This window comes from Trinickia soli (genome assembly GCF_002879855.1).
Lineage (GTDB): Bacteria > Pseudomonadota > Gammaproteobacteria > Burkholderiales > Burkholderiaceae > Trinickia > Trinickia soli.
This window is the reverse complement of record NZ_PNYB01000019.1, coordinates 51,428-72,134: the sequence shown is the minus strand read 5'-3', so window position 1 is coordinate 72,134 and position 20,707 is coordinate 51,428. Positions and strand designations below refer to the sequence as shown.

Genomic DNA, 20,707 nt, shown 5'->3' with positions numbered 1-20,707 from the left:
GGGCCTTTGTTCTTCGGGCTTCCAACGTACCCATGAATCTGGTGGGTAGTACTGGGATCGAACCAGTGACCCCTGCCGTGTGAAGGCAGTGCTCTACCGCTGAGCTAACCACCCGAAGAGCCTCGAATTATGTCAGACGCTCGCGCGTTCGTAAAGCAATTTTTATGCAGCCTGCGCGCTAGCGGTATCGGCAGCCGTTTCGGGGGCGGGCTCCTGGCGCCAGATGCTCGTGCCTTTGATTGCTTTGTCGAGATCATCAAGCACAGCCTCGTGTGCCTGCAATTCGCCCGCGTCGGCGGCCAGCACCGGCAACGCCAATCCCTCGAACGACATCGTCTTGCGCGTAGCGGTCTGAGCGTGGTGCGTCGGCGATTCGCCGAGCATGTCGATGACGAGGCTTTCCTGCCCACGCGTCATCGCCAGATACACCTCGGCCAGCAATTCCGAGTCGAGCAGTGCGCCGTGCAACGTCCGATGCGCGTTGCTGATGCCGAAGCGGTCGCAGAGCGCATCGAGCGAATTGCGCTTGCCGGGGAACATCGCCTTCGCCTGCACGAGCGTGTCGATCACGCCGCCATAGTGCTGGCTGAACGGCGGCAACCCGAGCAGCGCAAATTCGGCCTCCATGAAGCCGAGATCGAACGGCGCGTTATGAATGATCAGTTCGGCGTCGCGCAAGTAGTCGCGCAATTCATCGACGATTTCGGCGAACTTCGGCTTGTCGCTCAAAAACTCCGTCGTCAATCCATGCACAGCCAGCGCGCCCGGGTCGCTGTCCCGTTCGGGGTTGACGTAGAAGTGCAGATTGTTGCCTGTGAGCCGGCGATTGATGAGTTCGACGCCACCGATTTCGATGATGCGATCGCCCGTGCGCGCGTTAAGGCCGGTGGTTTCGGTATCGAGAACGATTTGACGCATAGATGGGTTGGTCTCGTGCGTGAGCAAGTGCAATACGGTGCGACTAACCGCGCGCGCAGCGAAGGCGCGCGGCAAGAGAGACAGGTCAGCCTTCGGCGAGTGCGCTGACGCCGCGGTTCGCGAGCGCGTCGGCGCGCTCGTTTTCCGGATGGCCCGCGTGACCCTTCACCCAGCGCCATTCGATTTGATGCAGGGCCGCCAGTTCGTCCAGACGCTTCCAAAGATCGGCGTTTTTCACGGGCGTTTTCGCCGCGGTCATCCAATTCTTCTTCTTCCAGCCATGAATCCACTCGCTGATGCCCTTTTGGACATACTGCGAATCGGTGTGAACGGTCGCCTTGCAGGGCCGCTTCAACGCTTCGAGCGCACCGATGACGGCCATCAGTTCCATGCGGTTGTTGGTCGTGTTCGCCTCGCCGCCGAACAGCTCCTTTTCCTGCGTGCCGTAGCGAAGCAGGGCGCCCCATCCGCCAGGGCCTGGATTGCCTTTGCAAGCGCCGTCGGTAAAGATTTCGATGAATTCGGGCGTCACTTCATACTCTCGGGTTAGGTGTTTGGTGCGTCGCCGCCGGCGCAAGGCCGGGTGCCAGCACGGGCTTCTTCGCCTTGATCCGGCCGACGAGCCGCATACCGCGTACGCGTTTGACCGCGGTGACCATATAGGCCGCGCCAAAAATCGCCCACCAGCGATCGCCGGCCGCCTCCATGAAAGCGAACCGCTCGAGCCAGTTTTCGCGAGCGAGGGGCGGACGATAGCAGCCGAAGCGCCCGCGTTCAAGTTCGAATCCGAGCAATTTGATCCAATCCTTGATTCGCGTGAATGCGATCAGGTCGTGTGCGGCCGGCACGAACGGGCGTCCCGTCATCTTGCCGAACGCCTGACGCGCGCCCCACAGGCTCAACGAATTGAAGCCCAGAATGACGAGTTGACCTTCGGGCACGAGCACGCGCTCGGCTTCCCGCAGGAGTCGGTGAGGATCGCGCGTGAATTCCAGCGTATGAGGCATCACGAGCAGATCCACGCTCTGCGCCTCAAACGGCAGATCGAGCAGATCGCACCAAAGCGTCGTGCGCCCGGCGGGCGCGTAGGGCGCCTGAGCCCCGGCGAGCCCCAGCCCCGGCGCAAACGGCTGCGGCGAGTCCGGCGAGCCCGGCGGGCACGTGTAGGGCGCGCTGGCGCCGCTCGCGGCATCGAGCACGAGCGCGCGGCACGGCATGCGGTTCTCGCGCAGGGCGTCGAGTCGCGGCAGGCCAAGCTGCAGCGCGTGGTAGCCGAATATATTCGACACGACGCTGTCGAGCTGCGCTTGTTCCCAATCCAGCACGTAACGCCCGGCCGGCGATTCGGTCCAGGTGGGCCAGTCTATAATTGTTGAGTTAGACATCGTCGTGAGTGCGTCGCCTATGAATACGCTCGAATACGTGCCGGTGCCGGCGTTTGCGGACAATTACATCTGGCTCGTATCGGACGGGCGTGATGCGGTCGCCGTCGACCCGGGCGAAGCGGCCCCTGTCGGGGCGTATCTTGCTGAGCGGGGGTGGCGACTGAGCGCTATTTTACTCACGCACCACCATGCCGACCACGTCGGCGGGGTCGCCGACCTCATAGGCGATACCCCTATTCCCGTCTACGGCCCCGCCGCGGAAGCCATTCCCGTCGTCACGCACGCGCTCTCCGGCGGCGACCGCGTCCGGTTGTCCGCGCCGCATCTCGATTTGGAAGTGCTCGACGTGCCCGGTCACACGCGCGGCCACATTGCCTATTTCGAAGCGGGGGCAGGGGCTACGCCGCCGCACGTTTTTTGTGGCGACACTTTGTTCGCATGCGGTTGCGGGCGGTTGTTTGAAGGCACGCCTGCCCAAATGCTCGCTTCGCTCGACGCACTGGCCGCGCTACCGGGCGAAACCCGCGTCCATTGCGCGCACGAATATACGCTGTCGAATATCCGGTTTGCGCTGGCCTGCGATCCCGACAACGAACGGCTGCAAGCCTGGCGCGACGAAGCGAGCGCACTGCGCGAGCGCAGCGTCCCGACGCTGCCGACGACGATCGCTCACGAGCGCGCGGTCAATCCGTTCCTGCGTGCCGACGATCCCGCGGTTCGCGACACGCTTGCCGAACAATTGCACGAAACGGTGCCCGACCGCCTGGCTGCTTTCACATTGATGCGCGAATGGAAGAATCGCTTTCGTTAGAGATGGCGCCCCGGCGACGCTTGCGCGGACCGCGACGCGCCGATCGGTCGCAACCGGACGTTCTTCTCAAAATATAGGGGCTCGCTTCGAAGCGGTCCGGGGCGTTTCCCGCCGACGTCGCAGGCCGGCGCCCTCCGGGGGGAGAAAGCGGCGGTTTCGAGGTCTTTTCGCTGGCCCAGCTTGTGTTTGCAGGTGATTGCACGCGACGCAAATTTCGCCTGAAAGATGGAGAAAATGCGGCAAGTCTTGGATTTGACTGGTTTTTTCCCCTCTATTCCAGTTGACGCGGACGATTCGCTTTCGTACTATCGCCTGCAATTTCCAGCTTTGGAAGCAGAGACGTTCATGCGATTTATCTTCAGCGCGCTATTGGTTTTGACGCTTGCCGCGTGCGCAAGCCAGGGACCGACGGCCCCCCCTTCCGACGCTTCCAATCCGAATTCCGCCACCGATACCGTCCGCACGACCGCCGCCAAAGAGACTATCGACGTCGATAAGAGCTCGGTCGATCAATTGACGAGCGCCGATGCCGATCTTTGGAGCCGCATCCGTCGCGGGTTTCAGATTCCCGATCTGAACAATGATCTGGTCGACATGCAGGCCAATTGGTATGCGCAGCGTCCCGATTACGTTCAGCGCATGACGACGCGCTCGGAGAAGTACCTTTATTACATCGTCGAAGAACTCGAATCGCGCCACATGCCGACCGAGCTGGCGTTGCTGCCGTTCATCGAATCAGCCTACAACCCGCAGGCTTTGTCGGTCGCGAAAGCCGCCGGTATGTGGCAGTTCGTTCCCGGCACCGGGCGTACCTACAACCTGAAGCAGAACATGTGGCAGGACGAGCGCCGCGACGTCCTTGCGTCGACGGGCGCCGCGCTCGACTATCTCTCGCGTCTGCACGATATGTTCGGCGATTGGTATCTCGCGCTGGCGGCCTACAACTGGGGCGAGGGCAACGTGCAGCGCGCGATCGCACGCAACCAGGCGGCAGGCCTGCCGACCGACTACGAAAGCCTGCGCATGCCGGGCGAGACGCGCAACTATGTGCCGAAGCTGCAGGCCGTCAAGAACATCGTGATGAATCCGCAGGCTTACGGGCTCACGTTGCCGTCGATCCCGAATCACCCGTACTTCGTGACGGTGACGACCTCGCACGACATCGACGTCGATGTGGCCGCGAAGCTCGCCAACATGACGACGGACGAATTCCGCGCGCTCAATCCCTCGTTCAAGAAGCCGGTGATTCTCGGCGCGACGCAGCCGCAGATCCTGCTGCCATTCGATAACGCCAGCGCGTTCGAGCACAATCTGAAGGCGTACAACGGGCAGCTGTCGTCCTGGACCACGTATACGGTGACCAAGCGTACCCGTCCGCAGGCGCTTGCCGAAAAGATCGGTATGGACGCCGAAACGCTGATGTCGGTCAACAAGATCCCGGCCGGCATGCGGCTCAAGCCCGGTTCGACGCTCGTCGTCCCGCGCGGTGACGACGATGACGAAGATATCAGCGCCGATGTCGCCGAAAGCGCCGTGCTTGCCATGGAGCCCGACGTCCCCGATACGCGCAAGATGTTGATACGCGTGCGGCGCAAGCAGACGATGGCGGCGATCGCGCTGCGCTACGGCGTGTCGGTCGGCCAACTGCACACATGGAACAAGACGCACCGAACGCTGGCGATGCCGGGGCAGGTCATCGTGCTGCATGTGCCGGTGGGGCGTGCGATGCCGAGCGAGCCGGGTCCGCGGAAAATCGCAACGGCGGTGCCGCCGGGCACGCACGCCGAAAAGATCGACTCCAACGCGGCGGGTGTCAAGCCGAAATACCGTTCCGACAAGCATGTTAAGAATCACGGTCGGACGACGGTCGTCAAGACTGCGGCTCGCAAGACAAAAGCGGCGGCGAAGCCGGCGCGGTCGAGCGTCGGATCGTCGAAGTCCGCTGCAAAGAGGGTCAACGTTGCGTCGAGCAGCGAGAAGGCCTCGACGCGGGGGCATGGCAAAACCAAGCAGGAATAAGCAGCTTCTGAGCCGCCTTTGGGGAGGTGGGCCGCGCTCTGCGGGGGCAGGGTGCGGTGGACGCTCCGAATCACCTCCCTTGTTTTCAACGCCGCCGCCTGTTGGCGGCGTTTTCGTTCGCGGCCGCTCTTTGCTTGCTTCTGCGCCGTCTCGCCCCTGTCTCGTCCCTTCCTGCCACCGAAATGGCATAGCGGTTCCGAGTGATTCGCGACGGGTGTAGGATCGTCGTTGTCGGCGTATCCGAGCGTCGTGCGCACGCGGCAGGGACAATTTCGGATTGTGGGGAAGGGGCGTTTCCAGCTATAATTTGAAAGTTTGCACTATCCAACCCGCACCCTAGCGCCTACCTCACTCATCCCGTTCATCCGCCACGCGCCGCCGTAGCGAACTGTGCCGCCGAGCCCGTCCGGTCCCCGGAACCCCGTCTCCAGCACCGATCGTCCGACGCAGCAGCGTGCGAGCTTGTGTCATGTCGCCCCGATCGTTCAGCGGTTGTGCGTGCGATGTGCGTGCGACGAACGTCGCGATAGTTCGCATGGCCGGATCAACAGGTCGGCGCGCGGTGTTCCTGAAGGAGCTTCCCGTGTTGCCGTCATTTCCTCCCGCACTGCTCGCACTCGCCGACGGCACGATCTTTCGCGGCTATGCCATCGGCGCGGCCGGGCATACCATCGGCGAAGTCGTGTTCAATACCGCGATCACCGGTTATCAAGAGATCCTGACCGACCCGAGCTACGCGCGCCAGATCGTGACGCTCACCTATCCGCACATTGGTAACGTCGGCGTCAACGCCGAAGACGTCGAATCCACGAAGGTGCATGCCGCCGGCCTGATCGTGCGCGACCTGCCCGCGCGTGCTTCGAACTTCCGCATGGAGCGCTCGCTTGGCGAGTACCTGCAAGCCGAAGGCGTTGTGGCGATCGCCGGCATCGATACGCGCCGCCTGACACGCATCCTGCGCGACAAGGGCGCGCAAAACGGCTGCATTCTCGCGGGCAGCACCGATGAGGCGAAAGCCGTCGAGCTGGCGCGCTCGTTCCCCGGTTTGGCCGGCATGGACCTCGCGAAGGTCGTCAGCACGGCCAAGCCCTACGAGTGGACGCAAACCGAATGGCGCCTGGGCTCGGGCTTCGGCGCGCAGCGCGCGCCGAAATACCGCGTCGTCGCGTTCGACTACGGCGTCAAGTACAACATCTTGCGCATGCTCGCCGAGCGCGGCTGCCAGGTCACCGTGTTGCCGGCGCAGGCCGGTGCGGCCGATGCGCTGGCCCTCAATCCGGACGGCGTGTTCCTGTCGAACGGCCCGGGCGACCCGGAACCCTGCGATTACGCGATCGCCGCCACCCGGGAGTTCATCGAGCGCGGCGTGCCGACGTTCGGTATCTGCCTCGGCCATCAGATCATGGGTCTGGCTGTCGGCGCCAAGACCGTCAAGATGAAAACGGGCCACCATGGCGCGAATCACCCGGTGAAGGATCTCGCTGACGGCCGTGTCGTCATTACGTCGCAGAACCACGGGTTCGCGGTCGATGCGAACACGTTGCCCGCCAATGCGCGCGTGACGCACGTCTCGTTGTTCGACGGCACGCTGCAAGGCTTCGAGCTGACGGACAAGCCGGCCTTCTGCTTCCAGGGTCACCCGGAAGCGTCGCCGGGGCCGCACGACATCGGCTACCTGTTCGACCGCTTCACTGCGTTGATGGACGCCAAGCGCGGCAGCGCCGCCGCTTGAATCCGCGCCGCGGCGCGCTTCAGGGCTGCGCCGCCGCCCCATCGAATACATCAGAAAGACATTAGCGAGAGCGTTATGCCCAAGCGGACAGACATCAAGAGCATTCTCATCATCGGCGCGGGGCCGATCATCATCGGCCAGGCCTGCGAGTTCGATTATTCGGGCGCCCAGGCTTGCAAGGCGCTGCGTGAAGAGGGCTACAAGGTCATCCTCGTCAACAGCAACCCGGCGACGATCATGACGGACCCGAACACGGCCGACGTCACCTACATCGAGCCGATCACGTGGGAAGTCGTCGAACGCATCATCGACAAGGAGCGCCCCGACGCGATCCTGCCGACGATGGGCGGGCAGACGGCGCTGAACTGTGCGCTCGATCTGCATCATCACGGCGTGCTGACCAAGTACGGCGTCGAGTTGATCGGCGCTTCGCCCGAGGCGATCGACAAGGCCGAAGATCGTCAAAAGTTCAAGGACGCGATGACGAAGATCGGGCTCGGTTCGGCGAAATCGGGCACCGCGCATTCGATGGAAGAGGCGTTCAAGGTTCACGCCGAAATCACGATGCAGACGGGCGGCGCCGGTTATCCGGTCGTCATCCGCCCGTCGTTCACGCTCGGCGGTTCGGGCGGCGGCATTGCCTACAACCGGCAGGAGTTCGAAGAAATCTGCCGTCGCGGGCTCGATCTTTCGCCCACGCGCGAGTTGCTGATCGAGGAATCGCTGCTCGGTTGGAAGGAATACGAGATGGAAGTCGTGCGCGACCGCGCCGACAACTGCATCATCGTCTGCTCGATCGAAAACCTCGACCCGATGGGTATCCATACGGGCGATTCGATCACCGTGGCCCCTGCGCAAACGCTGACCGACAAGGAATATCAGCTGCTGCGTAACGCCTCGCTCGCGGTGTTGCGCGAGATCGGCGTCGATACGGGCGGCTCGAACGTGCAGTTCGCGATCAATCCGAAGGACGGCCGCGTCATCGTCATCGAAATGAATCCGCGCGTCTCGCGCTCGTCGGCGCTGGCCTCGAAGGCGACGGGCTTCCCGATTGCGAAGGTGGCGGCCAAGCTCGCCGTCGGCTACACGCTCGACGAACTCAGGAACGAAATCACGGGCGGACAAACGCCGGCCTCGTTCGAGCCGACGATCGACTACGTCGTGACCAAGATCCCGCGTTTCGCGTTCGAAAAATTCCGCGAGGCCGATTCGCGCCTGACGACGCAGATGAAGTCGGTCGGCGAAGTGATGGCGATCGGCCGTACGTTCAAGGAGTCGTTTCAAAAGGCGCTGCGCGGTTTGGAAGTCGGCGTCGATGGTCTCGACGAAAAGACGCTCGACCGCGATGAAGTCGTGCGCGAGATCGGCGAGCCGGGCCCCGAGCGCATTTGGTACGTGGGCGATGCGTTCCGCCTCGGCATGACGCTCGACGAAGTATTCGAGGAAACGTCGATCGACCCATGGTTCCTCGCGCAGATCGAAGAGATCGTGCAGACGGAAAAGGCGCTGGCCGGCCGCACGCTCGAAAGCCTGTCGAAGGACGAACTGCTCTATCTGAAGCGCAGCGGTTTTTCGGACCGGCGCCTCGCAAAGCTGGTGAAGGCGAACGCGGCCGATGTGCGCCGCCGCCGCATCGAACTGAACGTGCGCCCCGTCTACAAGCGCGTCGATACATGCGCGGCCGAGTTCGCGACGAAAACGGCCTACATGTATTCGACCTACGAGGAAGAGTGCGAAGCGCAGCCCACCTCGAACAAGAAGATCATGGTGCTCGGCGGCGGTCCGAACCGGATCGGGCAGGGCATCGAGTTCGACTACTGCTGCGTGCATGCGGCGCTGGCGATGCGCGAGGATGGCTATGAAACGATCATGGTCAACTGCAATCCCGAGACTGTATCGACCGATTACGACACGTCCGATCGGCTCTACTTCGAGCCGCTGACGCTCGAAGACGTGCTCGAAATCGTCGACAAGGAAAAGCCGCTCGGCGTGATCGTGCAGTACGGTGGCCAAACGCCGCTGAAGCTGGCGCTCGATCTCGAAGCGAACGGGGTGCCCATCATCGGCACGTCGCCCGACATGATCGATGCGGCCGAGGATCGCGAGCGTTTCCAGAAGCTGCTGCAAGAACTCGGTCTGCGTCAGCCGCCGAACCGTACGGCGCGCGCGGAAAGCGAAGCGCTGGCGCTTGCCGACGAAATCGGGTACCCGCTCGTCGTGCGTCCGTCGTACGTGCTGGGCGGCCGCGCGATGGAAATCGTGCATGAGCCGCGCGACCTCGAGCGCTATATGCGCGAAGCCGTGAAGGTTTCGAACGATTCGCCGGTGCTGCTCGATCGCTTCCTCAACGATGCGATCGAATGCGACGTCGACTGCATTTCCGACGGCACCGCTGTCTTCATCGGCGGCGTGATGGAGCACATCGAGCAGGCGGGCGTCCATTCGGGCGATTCGGCCTGCTCGCTGCCGCCGTATTCGCTGTCGAAGACGACCGTGGCCGAGCTCAAGCGGCAGACGGCTGCCATGGCCAAGGCCCTCAACGTCGTGGGTCTGATGAACGTGCAGTTCGCGATTCAGCAGGTGCGCGATGCGAGCGGCAAGGTTGAAGACATCATCTACGTCCTCGAGGTGAACCCGCGTGCGTCGCGTACGGTGCCGTACGTGTCGAAGGCGACGGGGCTGCCGCTTGCGAAGATCGCGGCGCGCGCGATGGTCGGCCAGACGCTCGCACAGCAAAACGTGACGAAGGAAGTGGAGCCACCGTACTTCAGCGTGAAGGAAGCCGTGTTCCCGTTCGTCAAGTTCCCGTCCGTCGACCCCGTGCTCGGGCCCGAGATGCGCTCGACCGGTGAAGTCATGGGCGTGGGTCAAACGTTCGGCGAAGCGCTGTTCAAGTCGCAGCTGGCGGCCGGCTCGCGCCTGCCCGAATCAGGCACCGTGTTGTTGACCGTGATGGATGCCGACAAGCCGAAGGCCGTCGAAGTCGCCGCCATGCTGCACGAGCTGGGCTATCCGATCGTCGCAACGAAGGGTACGGCGGCGGCGATCGCGGCGGCCGGCGTGCCCGTGAAGGTCGTCAACAAGGTCAAGGACGGCCGTCCGCACATCGTCGACATGATCAAGAACGGCGAGATCGCGCTCGTGTTCACGACCGTGGACGAGACGCGCGCGGCGATCGCCGATTCGCGCTCGATCCGGATGAGCGCACAGGCGAACAAGGTCACGTACTACACGACGATGTCGGGCGCTCGCGCCGCGGTCGAAGGTCTGCGCTACCTGAAGAACCTGGAAGTCTATGATTTACAAGGCCTACATGGTCGCCTAAACTAACCCTTCGATTACTCCACTCAAGCTGGGGTCGCATCACGCCCCACACTGCCGCGGTTAAGCGGCGTCCCGCCGAAGTTGTCGTATCCGGTGGGATGCACTTAACCGCGGTGCTTTTTTATTGCCGTTTTTTGTTTACTGGTCTGTCTATGAGCACGATTCCCTTGACGAAGCGAGGCGCTGATCAACTTCGCGACGAGCTGCAGCGTTTGAAATCGGTCGAGCGTCCATCCGTCATCAATTCGATCGCCGAAGCGCGCGCGCAAGGCGATTTGTCCGAAAACGCCGAATACGATGCCGCGAAGGAAAAACAGGGCTTCATCGAAGGGCGTATCGCCGAGATCGAATCGAAGTTGGCTGCTGCACAGGTCATCGATCCGCAAGCGCTCGACGCGGAGGGGCGCATCGTGTTTGCAGCCACGGTCGACCTCGAAGACCTCGATTCGGGCGATAAAGTCACTTATCAAATCGTCGGTGACGACGAAGCCGATATCGACCACGGTCTGATTTCGGTCAGCTCGCCGATCGCCCGCGCGCTGATCGGCAAGTTCGAAGGCGACGTGGCCGCGGTGCAAGCTCCGAGCGGCGTGCGCGAGTACGAGATCATCTCGGTCCGCTACGTTTGATCGGATCGAGGCAACGGTCGTGTCCTCCGCTCCTCATCGCGTCTTTCGGCTGCTGGTGCTGATCTGGGTCGGCAGTGCGCTGACAATCGGCTATCTGGTGGCGCCGACGCTCTTTGCGATGCTCGAGCGCGCCGTCGCGGGCGATGTCGCGGCGCGACTCTTTCGGATCGAAGCGTTCGTCGGTGTAACGTGCGGCGTATTGTCGCTCGCGCTCGGCAACGTGCTCGTGCGGCGTGGCGCGTCGGGCTACCGCCGGTTGCGCTGGATCGTGGCAGGCATGCTGCTGTGCGTGCTGATCGGGTACTTCGGCCTGCAGCCGTTTATGGATGCGTTGCGCACCACGGCTCGCGACGCAGGGCTCGATCTCGCGAATTCGCCGTACGCCGTTCGTTTCGGCGTGCTGCACGGCATTGCGAGCCTGTTTTATCTCGCCGAGACCTTACTGGGTATTGCGCTGGTCTGGATGCTGCCGGCCGGGCTGTCGGATCGCGGCGCCGAACCGGCGAACCGCGCGGCCTGATTCCGTGCATTTCGCCCGGAAGCAGCGCCGGTGCCGCCTGCTGGCGGGACACGGTGACGTGGGGTTCGTTCTACCGGGTCACGTTGCCGCGTCGCTTCACCAGGGTCGCTTTACCAGGGTCACTTCACCGCTTGATGCTGACGCTTGGCGCTCGTCTGGCGCTTTTTCGCGCGCTTGACGGTGCCTCCGGCGGTGACGCGCTCGTTGCCGCGCACGAGCACCTTTTCGGGCTTCGGCCTGCGGACGGTTTTCGCTTGCGATTGTTTGACGACTTTCACGACGCGCGGCGCAGCGCCGCGCTTGCCGGAGTCGTCCGCCGCTTCACGGGCCGTGGGCAGTCCCGCCCTGCCGCGGGCACCGGTGGTTCTGCCGGCCGATTTGTCGGTCGATTTGGCGCCCGGCCTGCCGGTCGGCTTTCCGCTCGTCCTGGCGGCGGTTCTGCCAGCCGGCTTGCTGACGGGCGCCGCTTCGGGCTTCCAGATGACGAGCAGCTTGCCGATATGCTGAATCGGCGCGGCGTTCAACGTGTCGCAAATTTCGTCGTAAATCGAGACGCGGGCATCGCGGTCGTCGCCGAACACGCGGATCTTGATCAGCTCATGGGCCGCCAGGTGGACTTTGATTTCGGCCAGCACGGCATCGGTCAACCCTTCGGCTCCGATCAGCACGACCGGGTTGAGCGCGTGGGCTTGGGAGCGCAGATCGGCGCGTTGGGCGGGGGAGACTTTGAGGGCTGGCATAGGGCGGTACACGACTCGACTAAAATAGGGGCGGTCACGCATTGATTGCGTGGACGATCCGGCCGGCCGAACCTGCGGCCGGCGGGACCGGACGGCGCGCCGGCAAAACGCGTATTATCCGCCAAAAGTGCGGCTCGACGCAGTAAAACTGCGGCGCCATGCAGTAATAGATGACCTTTCGATGGCAAAAAATCGCTTCAATCAATCGTGGTTGCACGATCACATCAATGACCCTTACGTGAAGCTCGCGCAGCGCGAGGGCTATCGCGCGCGGGCCGCCTACAAGCTCAAGGAAATCGACGAGCAGGACAAGCTGATCCGCCCCGGGCAGGTCATCGTCGATCTCGGCTCGGCGCCGGGCAGCTGGAGCCAGTACGCGCGCAACAGGCTCGCGCAGGGCGCGGGCCGCCATGCGGGGCGCGAGGGCGGGATCGACGGCACTATTATTGCGCTCGATATTCTTCCGATGGAACCGATCGCGGACGTCCATTTCATTCAGGGCGACTTCCGCGAGGACGAAGTGCTGGCGCAACTCGAAGAAGTGGTCGGCGATCGGCGCGTGGACCTTGTTATTTCCGATATGGCGCCCAATCTGTCCGGGGTGGCGGTGGCCGATGCCGCGCGCATCGAACATATTTGCGATCTCGCGCTCGAATTCTCACAGGCGCATTTGAAGCCTGAGGGCGCGCTGCTCGTCAAATGCTTTCACGGAAGCGGCTACAGCCAGATTGTCGAGAAGTTCAAGCGCCAGTTCAAAACTGTCGCCGCACGCAAGCCCAAGGCGTCGCGCGACAAGTCGGCCGAAACGTTCATTTTGGGCAAGGTTCTGAAGCGGCCGGGCTGATTGCGCCCGGAAGGCGGCTGATTCCCCTTGTCATCGCGGCGAAAGCCGCGCCGGCATAACGAAAAGCGCTATTTTCACGGTAGCGAAACGTTATGGCAGGGGCTAGCCGACTGGATTAGAATGCTTTTGTGGCGCCGCAAGGTAAATGTAGGCGCCCGTCTATGAGGAAGGAGTGGGCTTTGAACAACAATATGTTTTCGAAGGCAGCAGTGTGGCTGGTCATCGCACTGGTGCTGTTTACGGTGTTCAAGCAGTTCGACAAGCCCCGCGTCCAGGAAGGCGTCTCGTACTCGCAGTTCATGGACGACGCCAAGAACGGCAAGATCAAGAGCGTGATCGTCCAGAACCGTAATCTGACGGTCACTCCCGCCGACGGTCAAAAGTACCAGATCGTTTCGCCGGGCGACATCTGGATGGTCGGCGATCTGATGAAATACGGCGTCCAGGTCAGCGGCAAGGCCGAGGACGAGCCGAATGCGCTCGTCTCTGCGCTCTACTATCTGGGGCCGACGATCCTGATCATCGGATTCTGGTTCTACATGATGAGGCAGATGCAGGGGGGCGGCAAAGGCGGCGCCTTCTCGTTTGGCAAATCGCGCGCGCGCCTCATCGACGAGAACAACAACGCGATCAATTTCACTGACGTCGCCGGTTGCGACGAGGCCAAGGAGGAAGTCTCCGAACTCGTCGACTTCCTGCGCGATCCGCAAAAATTCCAGAAGCTGGGCGGTCGCATCCCGCGCGGCGTGCTGCTCGTCGGGCCTCCGGGTACCGGTAAGACGCTGCTCGCCCGTGCGATTGCGGGTGAAGCGAAGGTGCCGTTCTTCAGCATTTCGGGTTCGGACTTCGTCGAAATGTTCGTCGGCGTCGGCGCTGCGCGCGTGCGCGATATGTTCGAGCAGGCCAAGAAGCACGCGCCGTGCATCGTGTTCATCGACGAAATCGATGCGGTCGGCCGTCACCGCGGCGCAGGCATGGGCGGCGGCAACGACGAGCGCGAGCAGACGCTGAACCAGATGCTCGTCGAGATGGACGGCTTCGAAGCGAACTCCGGCGTCATCGTGATCGCGGCGACAAACCGGTCCGACGTGCTCGACAAGGCGCTGCTGCGCCCGGGCCGCTTCGACCGCCAGGTTTATGTTGGGCTGCCCGATATTCGTGGTCGCGAGCAGATTCTGAAGGTCCATCTGCGCAAGGTGCCGATCGCGAACGACGTCGATGCATCCGTCATCGCGCGCGGCACGCCGGGCTTCTCGGGCGCCGATCTTGCGAACCTCGTCAACGAGGCAGCGCTGTTCGCCGCGCGGCGCGGCAAGCGCATCGTCGAGATGCAGGACTTCGAGGACGCGAAGGACAAGATCTTCATGGGGCCGGAGCGCAAGTCGGCCGTCATCCGCGAAGACGCCAAGCGCGCCACGGCCTATCACGAAGCAGGGCACGCCGTGGTGGCGAAGCTGCTGCCGAAGGCCGATCCGGTTCACAAGGTCACGATTATTCCGCGCGGCCGTGCGCTCGGCGTGACCTGGCAGTTGCCGGAGCACGACAACGAAACCTACTCGAAGGACTACCTGCTCGATCGCCTCGCCATTTTGTTCGGCGGCCGCGTGGCCGAGGAGCTGTTCCTGAACCTCATCAGCACGGGTGCGTCGGACGACTTCAATAAGGCGACGCAAACGGCGCGTGCAATGGTCGCCCGCTTCGGTATGACCGATGCACTGGGGCCGATGGTCTATGTCGACGACGAGAACGAAGCGTCGCCGTTCGGGCGAGGCTTCACGCGAACCATCTCGGAGGCCACGCAGCAGAAGGTCGACGCAGAGATTCGTCGCTTGCTCGATGAGCAGTACGGTCTGGCGCGCCGTCTGCTCGAAGAGAACCGTGAGAAGGTCGAAGCCATGACGTCGGCTTTGATGGAGTGGGAAACGATCGACGCCGATCAGATCAACGACATCATGGCGGGCCGTCCGCCACGCTCGCCCAAGAGCGTGGCGTCTACGGACGCGTCGGGCGGCAGCGGCAGCGCGGGCGCCGAGGTGCGGCCGGGCAGCGCAGCCGCGACGGCGTGACGCGCTGACGCAACAGACGACGGGTCGGTGCCGGAACGGCACCGACCCGTTTTTTTGGTCCTTCCGGTTTTGTCGCTTTGACTCCCCGTTATCCCCTTACCGCAACGCCCGAACCGCTCGTGTGCGGACGCTTCACGTTGACGTTCGAGCGCCCGCTCGTGATGGGCATCCTCAATGTGACGCCGGACTCGTTCTCCGACGGCGGACGCTTCGTCGCCCGCGACGATGCGCTGCGTCAGGCCGAGCAGATGATCGCGCAAGGCGTCGACATCATCGACATAGGCGGCGAATCGACGCGGCCCGGCGCGCCGCCGGTGCCGCTCGAGGAAGAACTCGCGCGCGTGGTGCCCGTCGTCGAGGCGCTTGTCGGCACCGGCGTGCCGCTGTCGATCGACACCTACAAGCCCGAAGTGATGAGGGCTACGCTTGCCGCGGGCGCCGACCTCATCAACGATATCTGGGGGTTTCGTCGCCTCGGCGCGCTCGACGCGGTGCGCGACACGAACTGCGGCCTTTGCGTCATGCATATGCTCGGAGAGCCGCAGACGATGCAGCGCGGTGAGATTGACTATGCCGATGTCGTCGCCGAGGTGCGTGCGTTCCTGCAAGAACGTGTCGAGGTGTTGACGCAGGCCGGCATCGCGCGCGCGCGGATCAGCGTTGATCCCGGCTTCGGTTTCGGCAAGGCGACGCGCGAGCACAATTACGCTTTGCTGGCGCGATTGTCCGAGACGGCGCCGCAGCCCCGCGCGGGCGAAGCGCCGTTTCCCATTCTGGCCGGGATTTCGCGCAAGTCGATGCTCGGGGCCGTCACCGGGCGCAAGACGCCGGCCGAACGCGTAGCGGCCAGCGTCGCGGCGGCGGTGTGCGCGGTGGAGCGGGGCGCGGCGATCGTGCGCGTCCATGATGTCGCCGAAACGGTCGATGCGCTCAAGGTATGGGCTGCCGTTCGCGAAGCGGAACTGGCTGCCCGTTGATCGGTTCGATCGGCAGCGCGCGGCAGCGAGCGGTGCCGAGGCCAAGCGGCGGTTATAAACAATAACGATTCATCAATTCAATCACTCGAGAGCAAAGGAATCAGACGATGGCACGGCGTTATTTCGGTACAGACGGCGTTCGGGGGAAAGTGGGCGACGCGCCGATCACACCCGATTTCGTGTTGCGGCTCGGCTATGCGGCGGGAAAGGTGCTGGCTCAGGCCGACCGATGGGCGAAAGCCGGGTCGCGGCCGACGGTGCTGATCGGCAAAGACACGCGCGTGTCGGGCTACATGCTCGAGGCCGCACTTGAATCGGGCTTCTCCGCGGCAGGCGTCGACGTGATGCTGGCCGGGCCGATGCCGACGCCTGGCGTGGCTTATTTGACGCGCGCGCTGCGGCTTGCGGCCGGCGTCGTGATCAGCGCGTCGCACAACCCGTACTACGACAACGGCATCAAGTTCTTCAGCGCAGACGGGAACAAGCTGCCCGACGAAGTCGAATTGCGGATCGAAGAACAACTGGAGCAGCCGCTCGCCTGCGCGAGTTCGGAGCAGCTCGGCAAGGCGCGACGGCTCGACGATGCGGCCGGGCGCTACATCGAATTTTGCAAAAGCACGTTCCCGGCGGCGTTCGACCTGCATGGGCTCAAGCTCGTCGTCGATTGCGCCCATGGGGCCGCTTATGACATCGCGCCGCATGTCTTTCACGAGCTCGGCGCCGACGTCGTGCCGATCGGTGTCGCGCCTAACGGGTTCAACATCAACGACGGCGTTGGCGCGACGGCGCCCGATGCCCTGATCCGTGCCGTGCGCGCCAATCGCGCCGATCTCGGCATCGCGCTCGACGGCGATGCCGATCGCCTGCAGGTCGTCGACGCGACGGGCCGGCTCTTTAATGGCGACGAATTGCTCTACGTGCTCGTCAAGGACCGCTTGGCCACCGACGGCCGCGTGTCCGGAGCGGTCGGCACGTTGATGACGAACATGGCCGTCGAGGTGGCGCTCGCTCGCGAAGGCGTGCCCTTCGTGCGGGCAGCCGTAGGCGACCGATACGTGCTCGAGCAACTGCGCGAGCGCGGCTGGCAGCTCGGTGCCGAGGGCTCGGGGCATATTCTGTCGCTCGATCGGCACTCCACGGGCGACGGCATCATTTCGGCGTTGCTCGTGCTTGCCGCGATCAAGCGCAGTGGTCGCACACTCGGTGAGTTGCTCGAGGGCGTCACGTTGTTTCCGCAACAGCTGATCAATGTGCGGATGCGCCCGGGCGCCGATTGGAAGCAGAGCGACGCGATCAAGCAGGCGGTGGCGGACGCGGAACGCTCGCTCGACGGCACCGGCCGTGTGCTGATCCGCGCGTCGGGCACGGAGCCCGTGCTGCGTGTGATGGTCGAGGCGAGCGAGCGCGACGCGGCCGTTCGTCACGCCCAAAACATCGCGCGTGTCGCCGAACAGGCAACGAGTTGATCGATTCGGACAAAAATGCCGCCGAGGCGCTGCCGGGGCGGCATTTTTCTTCTATGCTTGTGACCTGCGTCAGAGTGAGATGCCCACATCTTCCCCTAATTTCATCCTATCTTGCGCCAACGGCATGATTTTCCTTTCATCAAGTAAGGAACCTGTCATGCGGGCTTCATCGTCCGTCATATTACTGTCACAGTTTCGCCCTAATCTTCGCGGTGTCGCGATTCCACACGACCACACCACTGGGGGTTAATTCCATGAAATTGATGCAGACCGCGTTCGCTGGCCTTGCCGGCGTGCTTTTCGCCGTTTCCGCGCAAGCCGCCGACATCACCGGCGCGGGCAGCACGTTTGCCGCACCGCTTTACACGAAGTGGGCCGATTCGTATGTCAAATCGGGTGGCGGTAAGGTCAACTATCAAGGCATCGGTTCGGCCGGCGGTATCAAGCAGATCGAAGCGAAGACCGTTGATTTCGCCGGTTCGGACATGCCGCTCAAGGATGACGAACTCGAAAAGCAGGGCCTGTTCCAGTTCCCGACGGTTGTCGGCGGTGTGGTGCCGGCCGTCAACGTGCCGGGCGTCAAGGCCGGTGAGCTGACGTTGTCGGGCCCGGTGCTGGCCGACATCTATCTGAACAAGATCACGAAGTGGAACGACCCGGCGATCGCCAAGCTGAACCCGGGCGTCAAGCTGCCGGATACGGCCATTGCCGTGGTGCGCCGCGCCGACGGTTCGGGCACGACCTTCATTTGGTCGGACTACCTGTCGAAGGTGAGCCCGGAGTGGAAGAGCAAGGTCGGCGAAGGCACGACGGTCAGCTGGCCGACGGGCACGGGCGGCAAGGGTAACGACGGCGTCGCCGCGTTCATCCAGCGTCTGCCGGGCGCGATCGGCTATGTCGAGTGGGCCTATGTAAAGCAGAACCACATGGTTTACACGAAGATGGTGAACCACGACGGCAAGGTCGTTACGCCGGATACGGCCACGTTCGCCGCCGCTGCCAAGGGCGCCGAGTGGAACAAGACGTTCTACCAGATCCTGACGGACGAGCCGGGCGCGCAAGCATGGCCGATCGTCGGTGCGACGTTCGTGCTCGTGCACAAGACGCAAGCGAAGGCCGCGGAAGGTGCGGAAACGCTGAAGTTCTTCGGTTGGGGCTTCAAGAACGGCTCCGATGCGGTGAACTCGCTCGACTACATCCCGCTGCCGGCTTCGGTCACGGCTGAAATCGAGAAGCAATGGAAGGCGAACGTGAAAGACGCTTCGGGCAAGGCTGTCGCTCAGTAAGCGCAAACAGGTAGTACGAAGGAAAGGCCCGGCAAGGCGTACGCGCTTTGCCGGGCATCGCCATCGGCCGCGGCCATCCCGGGCGCGGCAATCGCATACGGGTTCACATGTCCGATACTCGACTCATGTCGATCGCTCCAGCCGAACATGCGCAACGCGCGCCGAGCCGACTCGGCGATCTCATCTTTGGCAACCTGGCCCGCTTGGCCGCCATCGTGACGCTGGTGCTGCTCGGCGGCATCATCGTGTCGCTGATCGTCGACTCGATGCCGACGATCGAAAAGTTCGGTTTTCGCTTTTTGTGGACGTCCGATTGGGATCCTCCCAGCGACGTATACGGCGCCCTCGTGCCCATCTATGGCACGATCGCTACTTCGATCATCGCACTCGTCATCGCGGTGCCTGTCAGCTTCGGCATTGCGTTGTTCCTGACCGAACTCTCGCCGGTGTGGCTGCGCAGGCCGCTCGGCATCGCCATCGAACTGCTCGCAGCCATCCCGTCGATCGTCTACGGCATGTGGGGTCTGCTCGTTTTTTCGCCGATCTTCGCGACGTATTTCGAGGCACCGCTCGGCGCCGTGCTCGGCTCGATGCCGATCGTCGGCGCGCTGTTCAAAGGGCCGCCGATCGGCATCGGCATTCTCTGCGCTGGCGTCATTCTCGCGATCATGATCATTCCGTATATCGCTTCGGTCATGCGCGACGTGTTTGAAGTCACGCCCGTGCTGCTGAAGGAATCGGCCTACGGTATCGGCTGCACGACGTGGGAAGTCATGTGGAAGATCGTCCTGCCGTTCACCAAGAGCGGGGTGATCGGCGGCATCATGCTCGGTTTCGGCCGCGCGCTCGGTGAGACCATGGCCGTCACGTTCGTGATCGGCAACACGAACCTGCTCGATAACGTTTCGCTGTTTTCGCCGGGCAACAGCATCACCTCGGCGCTTGCGAACGAGTTCGCCGAGGCCGGCGCGGGCCTGCACACGTCCGCGCTGATGGAGCTTGGCCTGATCCTGTTCGTCATCACTTTCGTCGTGCTGGCGATTTCCAAGCTGATGCTGCTGCGTCTCGAGAAAGCAGAGGGGGCAAAATGAGCGGCCCGTCGACGCACATTCCGGGCTCCGCGAGCCCCGAGATTTTCGCTGCGACGCGCGATCGCCTGCAGCGTCGCCGCCGTACGATCAATGCGATCGCGCTCTCGCTGTCGCTGGCCGCGATGGCGTTCGGTCTGCTCTGGCTCGTCTGGATTCTCTATACGACGCTGAGCCTGGGCGTCGGCGGTCTGTCGCTGGCGCTCTTCACGCAATCGACGCCGCCCCCCAACAGCGATGGCGGCGGGCTGGCGAACGCGATCGTCGGCACGCTGATGCTGGTGGGCGCAGCCACGTTGCTGGGTACGCCGATCGGTGTGCTCGCCGGCGTCTATCTGGCCGAATACGGCAAGAAGGGATGGCTCGCCAGCACGACGCGCTTTATCAACGACATTCTGCTGTCGGCGCCGTCGATTGTCGTGGGCTTGTTCGTCTATGCGGTCGTCGTGGCGAAGATGGGCCATTTTTCAGGCTGGGCCGGCATGATCTCGCTGGCGCTACTGCAGATTCCGATCGTGATTCGCACGACCGAGAACATGTTGAACCTCGTGCCGAACGCGCTGCGCGAGGCGGCGTTTGCGCTCGGCGTGCCGAAGTGGAAAATGGTGCTGTCGATCACGTTGAAGGCGTCCATGGCGGGCGTGACGACGGGTGTGCTGTTGGCTGTGGCACGGATCGCCGGCGAGACGGCGCCGCTGCTGTTCACGGCGTTGTCGAACCAGTTCTTCTCGGTCGACATGAATCAGCCGCTGGCGAATCTGCCCGTGACGATCTTCAAATTTGCAATGAGCCCGTTCGCGCAGTGGCAATCGCTTGCGTGGGCCGGTGTGTTCCTGATTACGCTCGGCGTGCTTGGACTGAACATCCTGGCGCGTGCGGTGTTCGACAAGAAATAAAGCGAC

General features: G+C 63.2%; 17 protein-coding genes and 1 tRNA gene. 13 read left to right on the top strand and 5 right to left on the bottom strand.

Going from position 1 to position 20,707, the window contains the following annotated elements; genetic code table 11:
• Positions 1-39: 39 nt before the first annotated feature.
• The 4 genes from C0Z19_RS20405 to C0Z19_RS20390 all read right to left on the bottom strand — a co-directional run bounded on the left by C0Z19_RS20405 (position 40) and on the right by C0Z19_RS20390 (position 2,303).
• Positions 40-114, bottom strand: a tRNA-Val gene (locus C0Z19_RS20405).
• Positions 115-162: 48 nt separating this feature from the next.
• Positions 163-918, bottom strand: a complete 756-nt coding sequence (gene dnaQ, locus C0Z19_RS20400; protein ID WP_102611649.1) for a DNA polymerase III subunit epsilon — start codon at positions 916-918, stop codon at positions 163-165.
• Between the two features lie 85 nt (positions 919-1,003).
• On the bottom strand, positions 1,004-1,450 hold the full coding sequence (gene rnhA / locus C0Z19_RS20395; RefSeq protein WP_102611648.1) for a ribonuclease HI: 447 nt from the start codon (positions 1,448-1,450) through the stop codon (positions 1,004-1,006).
• A 1-nt stretch (position 1,451) separates the two neighbouring features.
• A complete protein-coding gene (locus C0Z19_RS20390) occupies positions 1,452-2,303 on the bottom strand; it encodes a class I SAM-dependent methyltransferase (protein WP_102611647.1) in 852 nt (283 codons plus the stop codon).
• Between the two features lie 19 nt (positions 2,304-2,322).
• Here C0Z19_RS20390 and gloB point away from each other — a divergent pair, with 19 nt between their 5' ends.
• The 6 genes from gloB (at position 2,323) to C0Z19_RS20360 (ending at position 11,338) form a co-directional block, all read left to right on the top strand.
• The gene (gene gloB / locus C0Z19_RS20385; RefSeq protein WP_102611646.1) at positions 2,323-3,114 is read left to right on the top strand and encodes a hydroxyacylglutathione hydrolase; all 792 of its coding nucleotides are present in this window, start codon (positions 2,323-2,325) and stop codon (positions 3,112-3,114) included.
• Between the two features lie 345 nt (positions 3,115-3,459).
• Entirely contained in the window at positions 3,460-5,133 is a 1,674-nt protein-coding gene (locus C0Z19_RS20380; RefSeq protein WP_102611679.1) for a transglycosylase SLT domain-containing protein, read from the top strand.
• 583 nt (positions 5,134-5,716) lie between these two features.
• Positions 5,717-6,865, top strand: coding sequence for a glutamine-hydrolyzing carbamoyl-phosphate synthase small subunit (carA, locus tag C0Z19_RS20375; protein WP_102611678.1), 1,149 nt, complete (start codon positions 5,717-5,719; stop codon positions 6,863-6,865).
• Positions 6,866-6,940: 75 nt separating this feature from the next.
• Entirely contained in the window at positions 6,941-10,195 is a 3,255-nt protein-coding gene (gene carB / locus C0Z19_RS20370; protein WP_102611645.1) for a carbamoyl-phosphate synthase large subunit, read from the top strand.
• A 146-nt stretch (positions 10,196-10,341) separates the two neighbouring features.
• Positions 10,342-10,818: a transcription elongation factor GreA gene (greA, locus tag C0Z19_RS20365; RefSeq protein ID WP_102611644.1), complete on the top strand. Its 477-nt coding sequence runs from the start codon at positions 10,342-10,344 to the stop codon at positions 10,816-10,818.
• A gap of 19 nt (positions 10,819-10,837) precedes the next feature.
• Positions 10,838-11,338, top strand: a complete 501-nt coding sequence (locus tag C0Z19_RS20360; protein ID WP_102611643.1) for a DUF4149 domain-containing protein — start codon at positions 10,838-10,840, stop codon at positions 11,336-11,338.
• Positions 11,339-11,457: 119 nt separating this feature from the next.
• Here the strand turns inward: C0Z19_RS20360 and C0Z19_RS20355 are convergent, their stop codons facing one another.
• Positions 11,458-12,078, bottom strand: coding sequence for a YhbY family RNA-binding protein (locus C0Z19_RS20355; protein ID WP_102611642.1), 621 nt, complete (start codon positions 12,076-12,078; stop codon positions 11,458-11,460).
• Positions 12,079-12,259: 181 nt separating this feature from the next.
• On the opposite strand from C0Z19_RS20355, the gene C0Z19_RS20350 reads away from it, so the two are divergent.
• The 7 genes from C0Z19_RS20350 to pstA all read left to right on the top strand — a co-directional run bounded on the left by C0Z19_RS20350 (position 12,260) and on the right by pstA (position 20,701).
• Positions 12,260-12,922 (top strand): RlmE family RNA methyltransferase, encoded by a 663-nt coding sequence (locus C0Z19_RS20350; RefSeq protein ID WP_102611641.1) that lies wholly within the window; start codon positions 12,260-12,262, stop codon positions 12,920-12,922.
• A gap of 179 nt (positions 12,923-13,101) precedes the next feature.
• Entirely contained in the window at positions 13,102-14,988 is a 1,887-nt protein-coding gene (gene ftsH / locus C0Z19_RS20345; RefSeq protein ID WP_102611677.1) for an ATP-dependent zinc metalloprotease FtsH, read from the top strand.
• Positions 14,989-15,149: 161 nt separating this feature from the next.
• Positions 15,150-15,965, top strand: a complete 816-nt coding sequence (gene folP / locus C0Z19_RS20340; protein WP_102611676.1) for a dihydropteroate synthase — start codon at positions 15,150-15,152, stop codon at positions 15,963-15,965.
• A gap of 107 nt (positions 15,966-16,072) precedes the next feature.
• Positions 16,073-17,431, top strand: a complete 1,359-nt coding sequence (gene glmM / locus C0Z19_RS20335) for a phosphoglucosamine mutase (protein WP_102611640.1) — start codon at positions 16,073-16,075, stop codon at positions 17,429-17,431.
• A gap of 254 nt (positions 17,432-17,685) precedes the next feature.
• Positions 17,686-18,717 (top strand): phosphate ABC transporter substrate-binding protein PstS, encoded by a 1,032-nt coding sequence (pstS, locus tag C0Z19_RS20330; protein WP_102611639.1) that lies wholly within the window; start codon positions 17,686-17,688, stop codon positions 18,715-18,717.
• 107 nt (positions 18,718-18,824) lie between these two features.
• A complete protein-coding gene (pstC, locus tag C0Z19_RS20325; RefSeq protein ID WP_102611638.1) occupies positions 18,825-19,808 on the top strand; it encodes a phosphate ABC transporter permease PstC in 984 nt (327 codons plus the stop codon).
• Positions 19,805-20,701 carry a phosphate ABC transporter permease PstA gene (gene pstA, locus C0Z19_RS20320; RefSeq protein ID WP_102611637.1) on the top strand — a complete coding sequence of 299 codons (897 nt, stop codon included), beginning with the start codon at positions 19,805-19,807 and terminating at the stop codon, positions 20,699-20,701. Before pstC ends, pstA begins: the two co-directional genes overlap by 4 nt.
• Positions 20,702-20,707 lie beyond the last annotated feature (6 nt).

What these genes read in the sequence shown, in the direction of transcription:
- dnaQ (WP_102611649.1), bottom strand. Translation starts at nt 918, where the DNA reads ATGCGTCAAATCGTTCTCGATACCGAAACCACCGGCCTTAACGCGCGC.
- C0Z19_RS20390 (WP_102611647.1), bottom strand. Translation starts at nt 2,303, where the DNA reads ATGTCTAACTCAACAATTATAGACTGGCCCACCTGGACCGAATCGCCG.
- gloB (WP_102611646.1), top strand. Translation starts at nt 2,323, where the DNA reads ATGAATACGCTCGAATACGTGCCGGTGCCGGCGTTTGCGGACAATTAC.
- C0Z19_RS20380 (WP_102611679.1), top strand. Translation starts at nt 3,460, where the DNA reads ATGCGATTTATCTTCAGCGCGCTATTGGTTTTGACGCTTGCCGCGTGC.
- carB (WP_102611645.1), top strand. Translation starts at nt 6,941, where the DNA reads ATGCCCAAGCGGACAGACATCAAGAGCATTCTCATCATCGGCGCGGGG.
- greA (WP_102611644.1), top strand. Translation starts at nt 10,342, where the DNA reads ATGAGCACGATTCCCTTGACGAAGCGAGGCGCTGATCAACTTCGCGAC.
- C0Z19_RS20355 (WP_102611642.1), bottom strand. Translation starts at nt 12,078, where the DNA reads ATGCCAGCCCTCAAAGTCTCCCCCGCCCAACGCGCCGATCTGCGCTCC.
- C0Z19_RS20350 (WP_102611641.1), top strand. Translation starts at nt 12,260, where the DNA reads ATGGCAAAAAATCGCTTCAATCAATCGTGGTTGCACGATCACATCAAT.
- folP (WP_102611676.1), top strand. Translation starts at nt 15,150, where the DNA reads ATGGGCATCCTCAATGTGACGCCGGACTCGTTCTCCGACGGCGGACGC.
- glmM (WP_102611640.1), top strand. Translation starts at nt 16,073, where the DNA reads ATGGCACGGCGTTATTTCGGTACAGACGGCGTTCGGGGGAAAGTGGGC.
- pstS (WP_102611639.1), top strand. Translation starts at nt 17,686, where the DNA reads ATGAAATTGATGCAGACCGCGTTCGCTGGCCTTGCCGGCGTGCTTTTC.
- pstC (WP_102611638.1), top strand. Translation starts at nt 18,825, where the DNA reads ATGTCCGATACTCGACTCATGTCGATCGCTCCAGCCGAACATGCGCAA.
- pstA (WP_102611637.1), top strand. Translation starts at nt 19,805, where the DNA reads ATGAGCGGCCCGTCGACGCACATTCCGGGCTCCGCGAGCCCCGAGATT.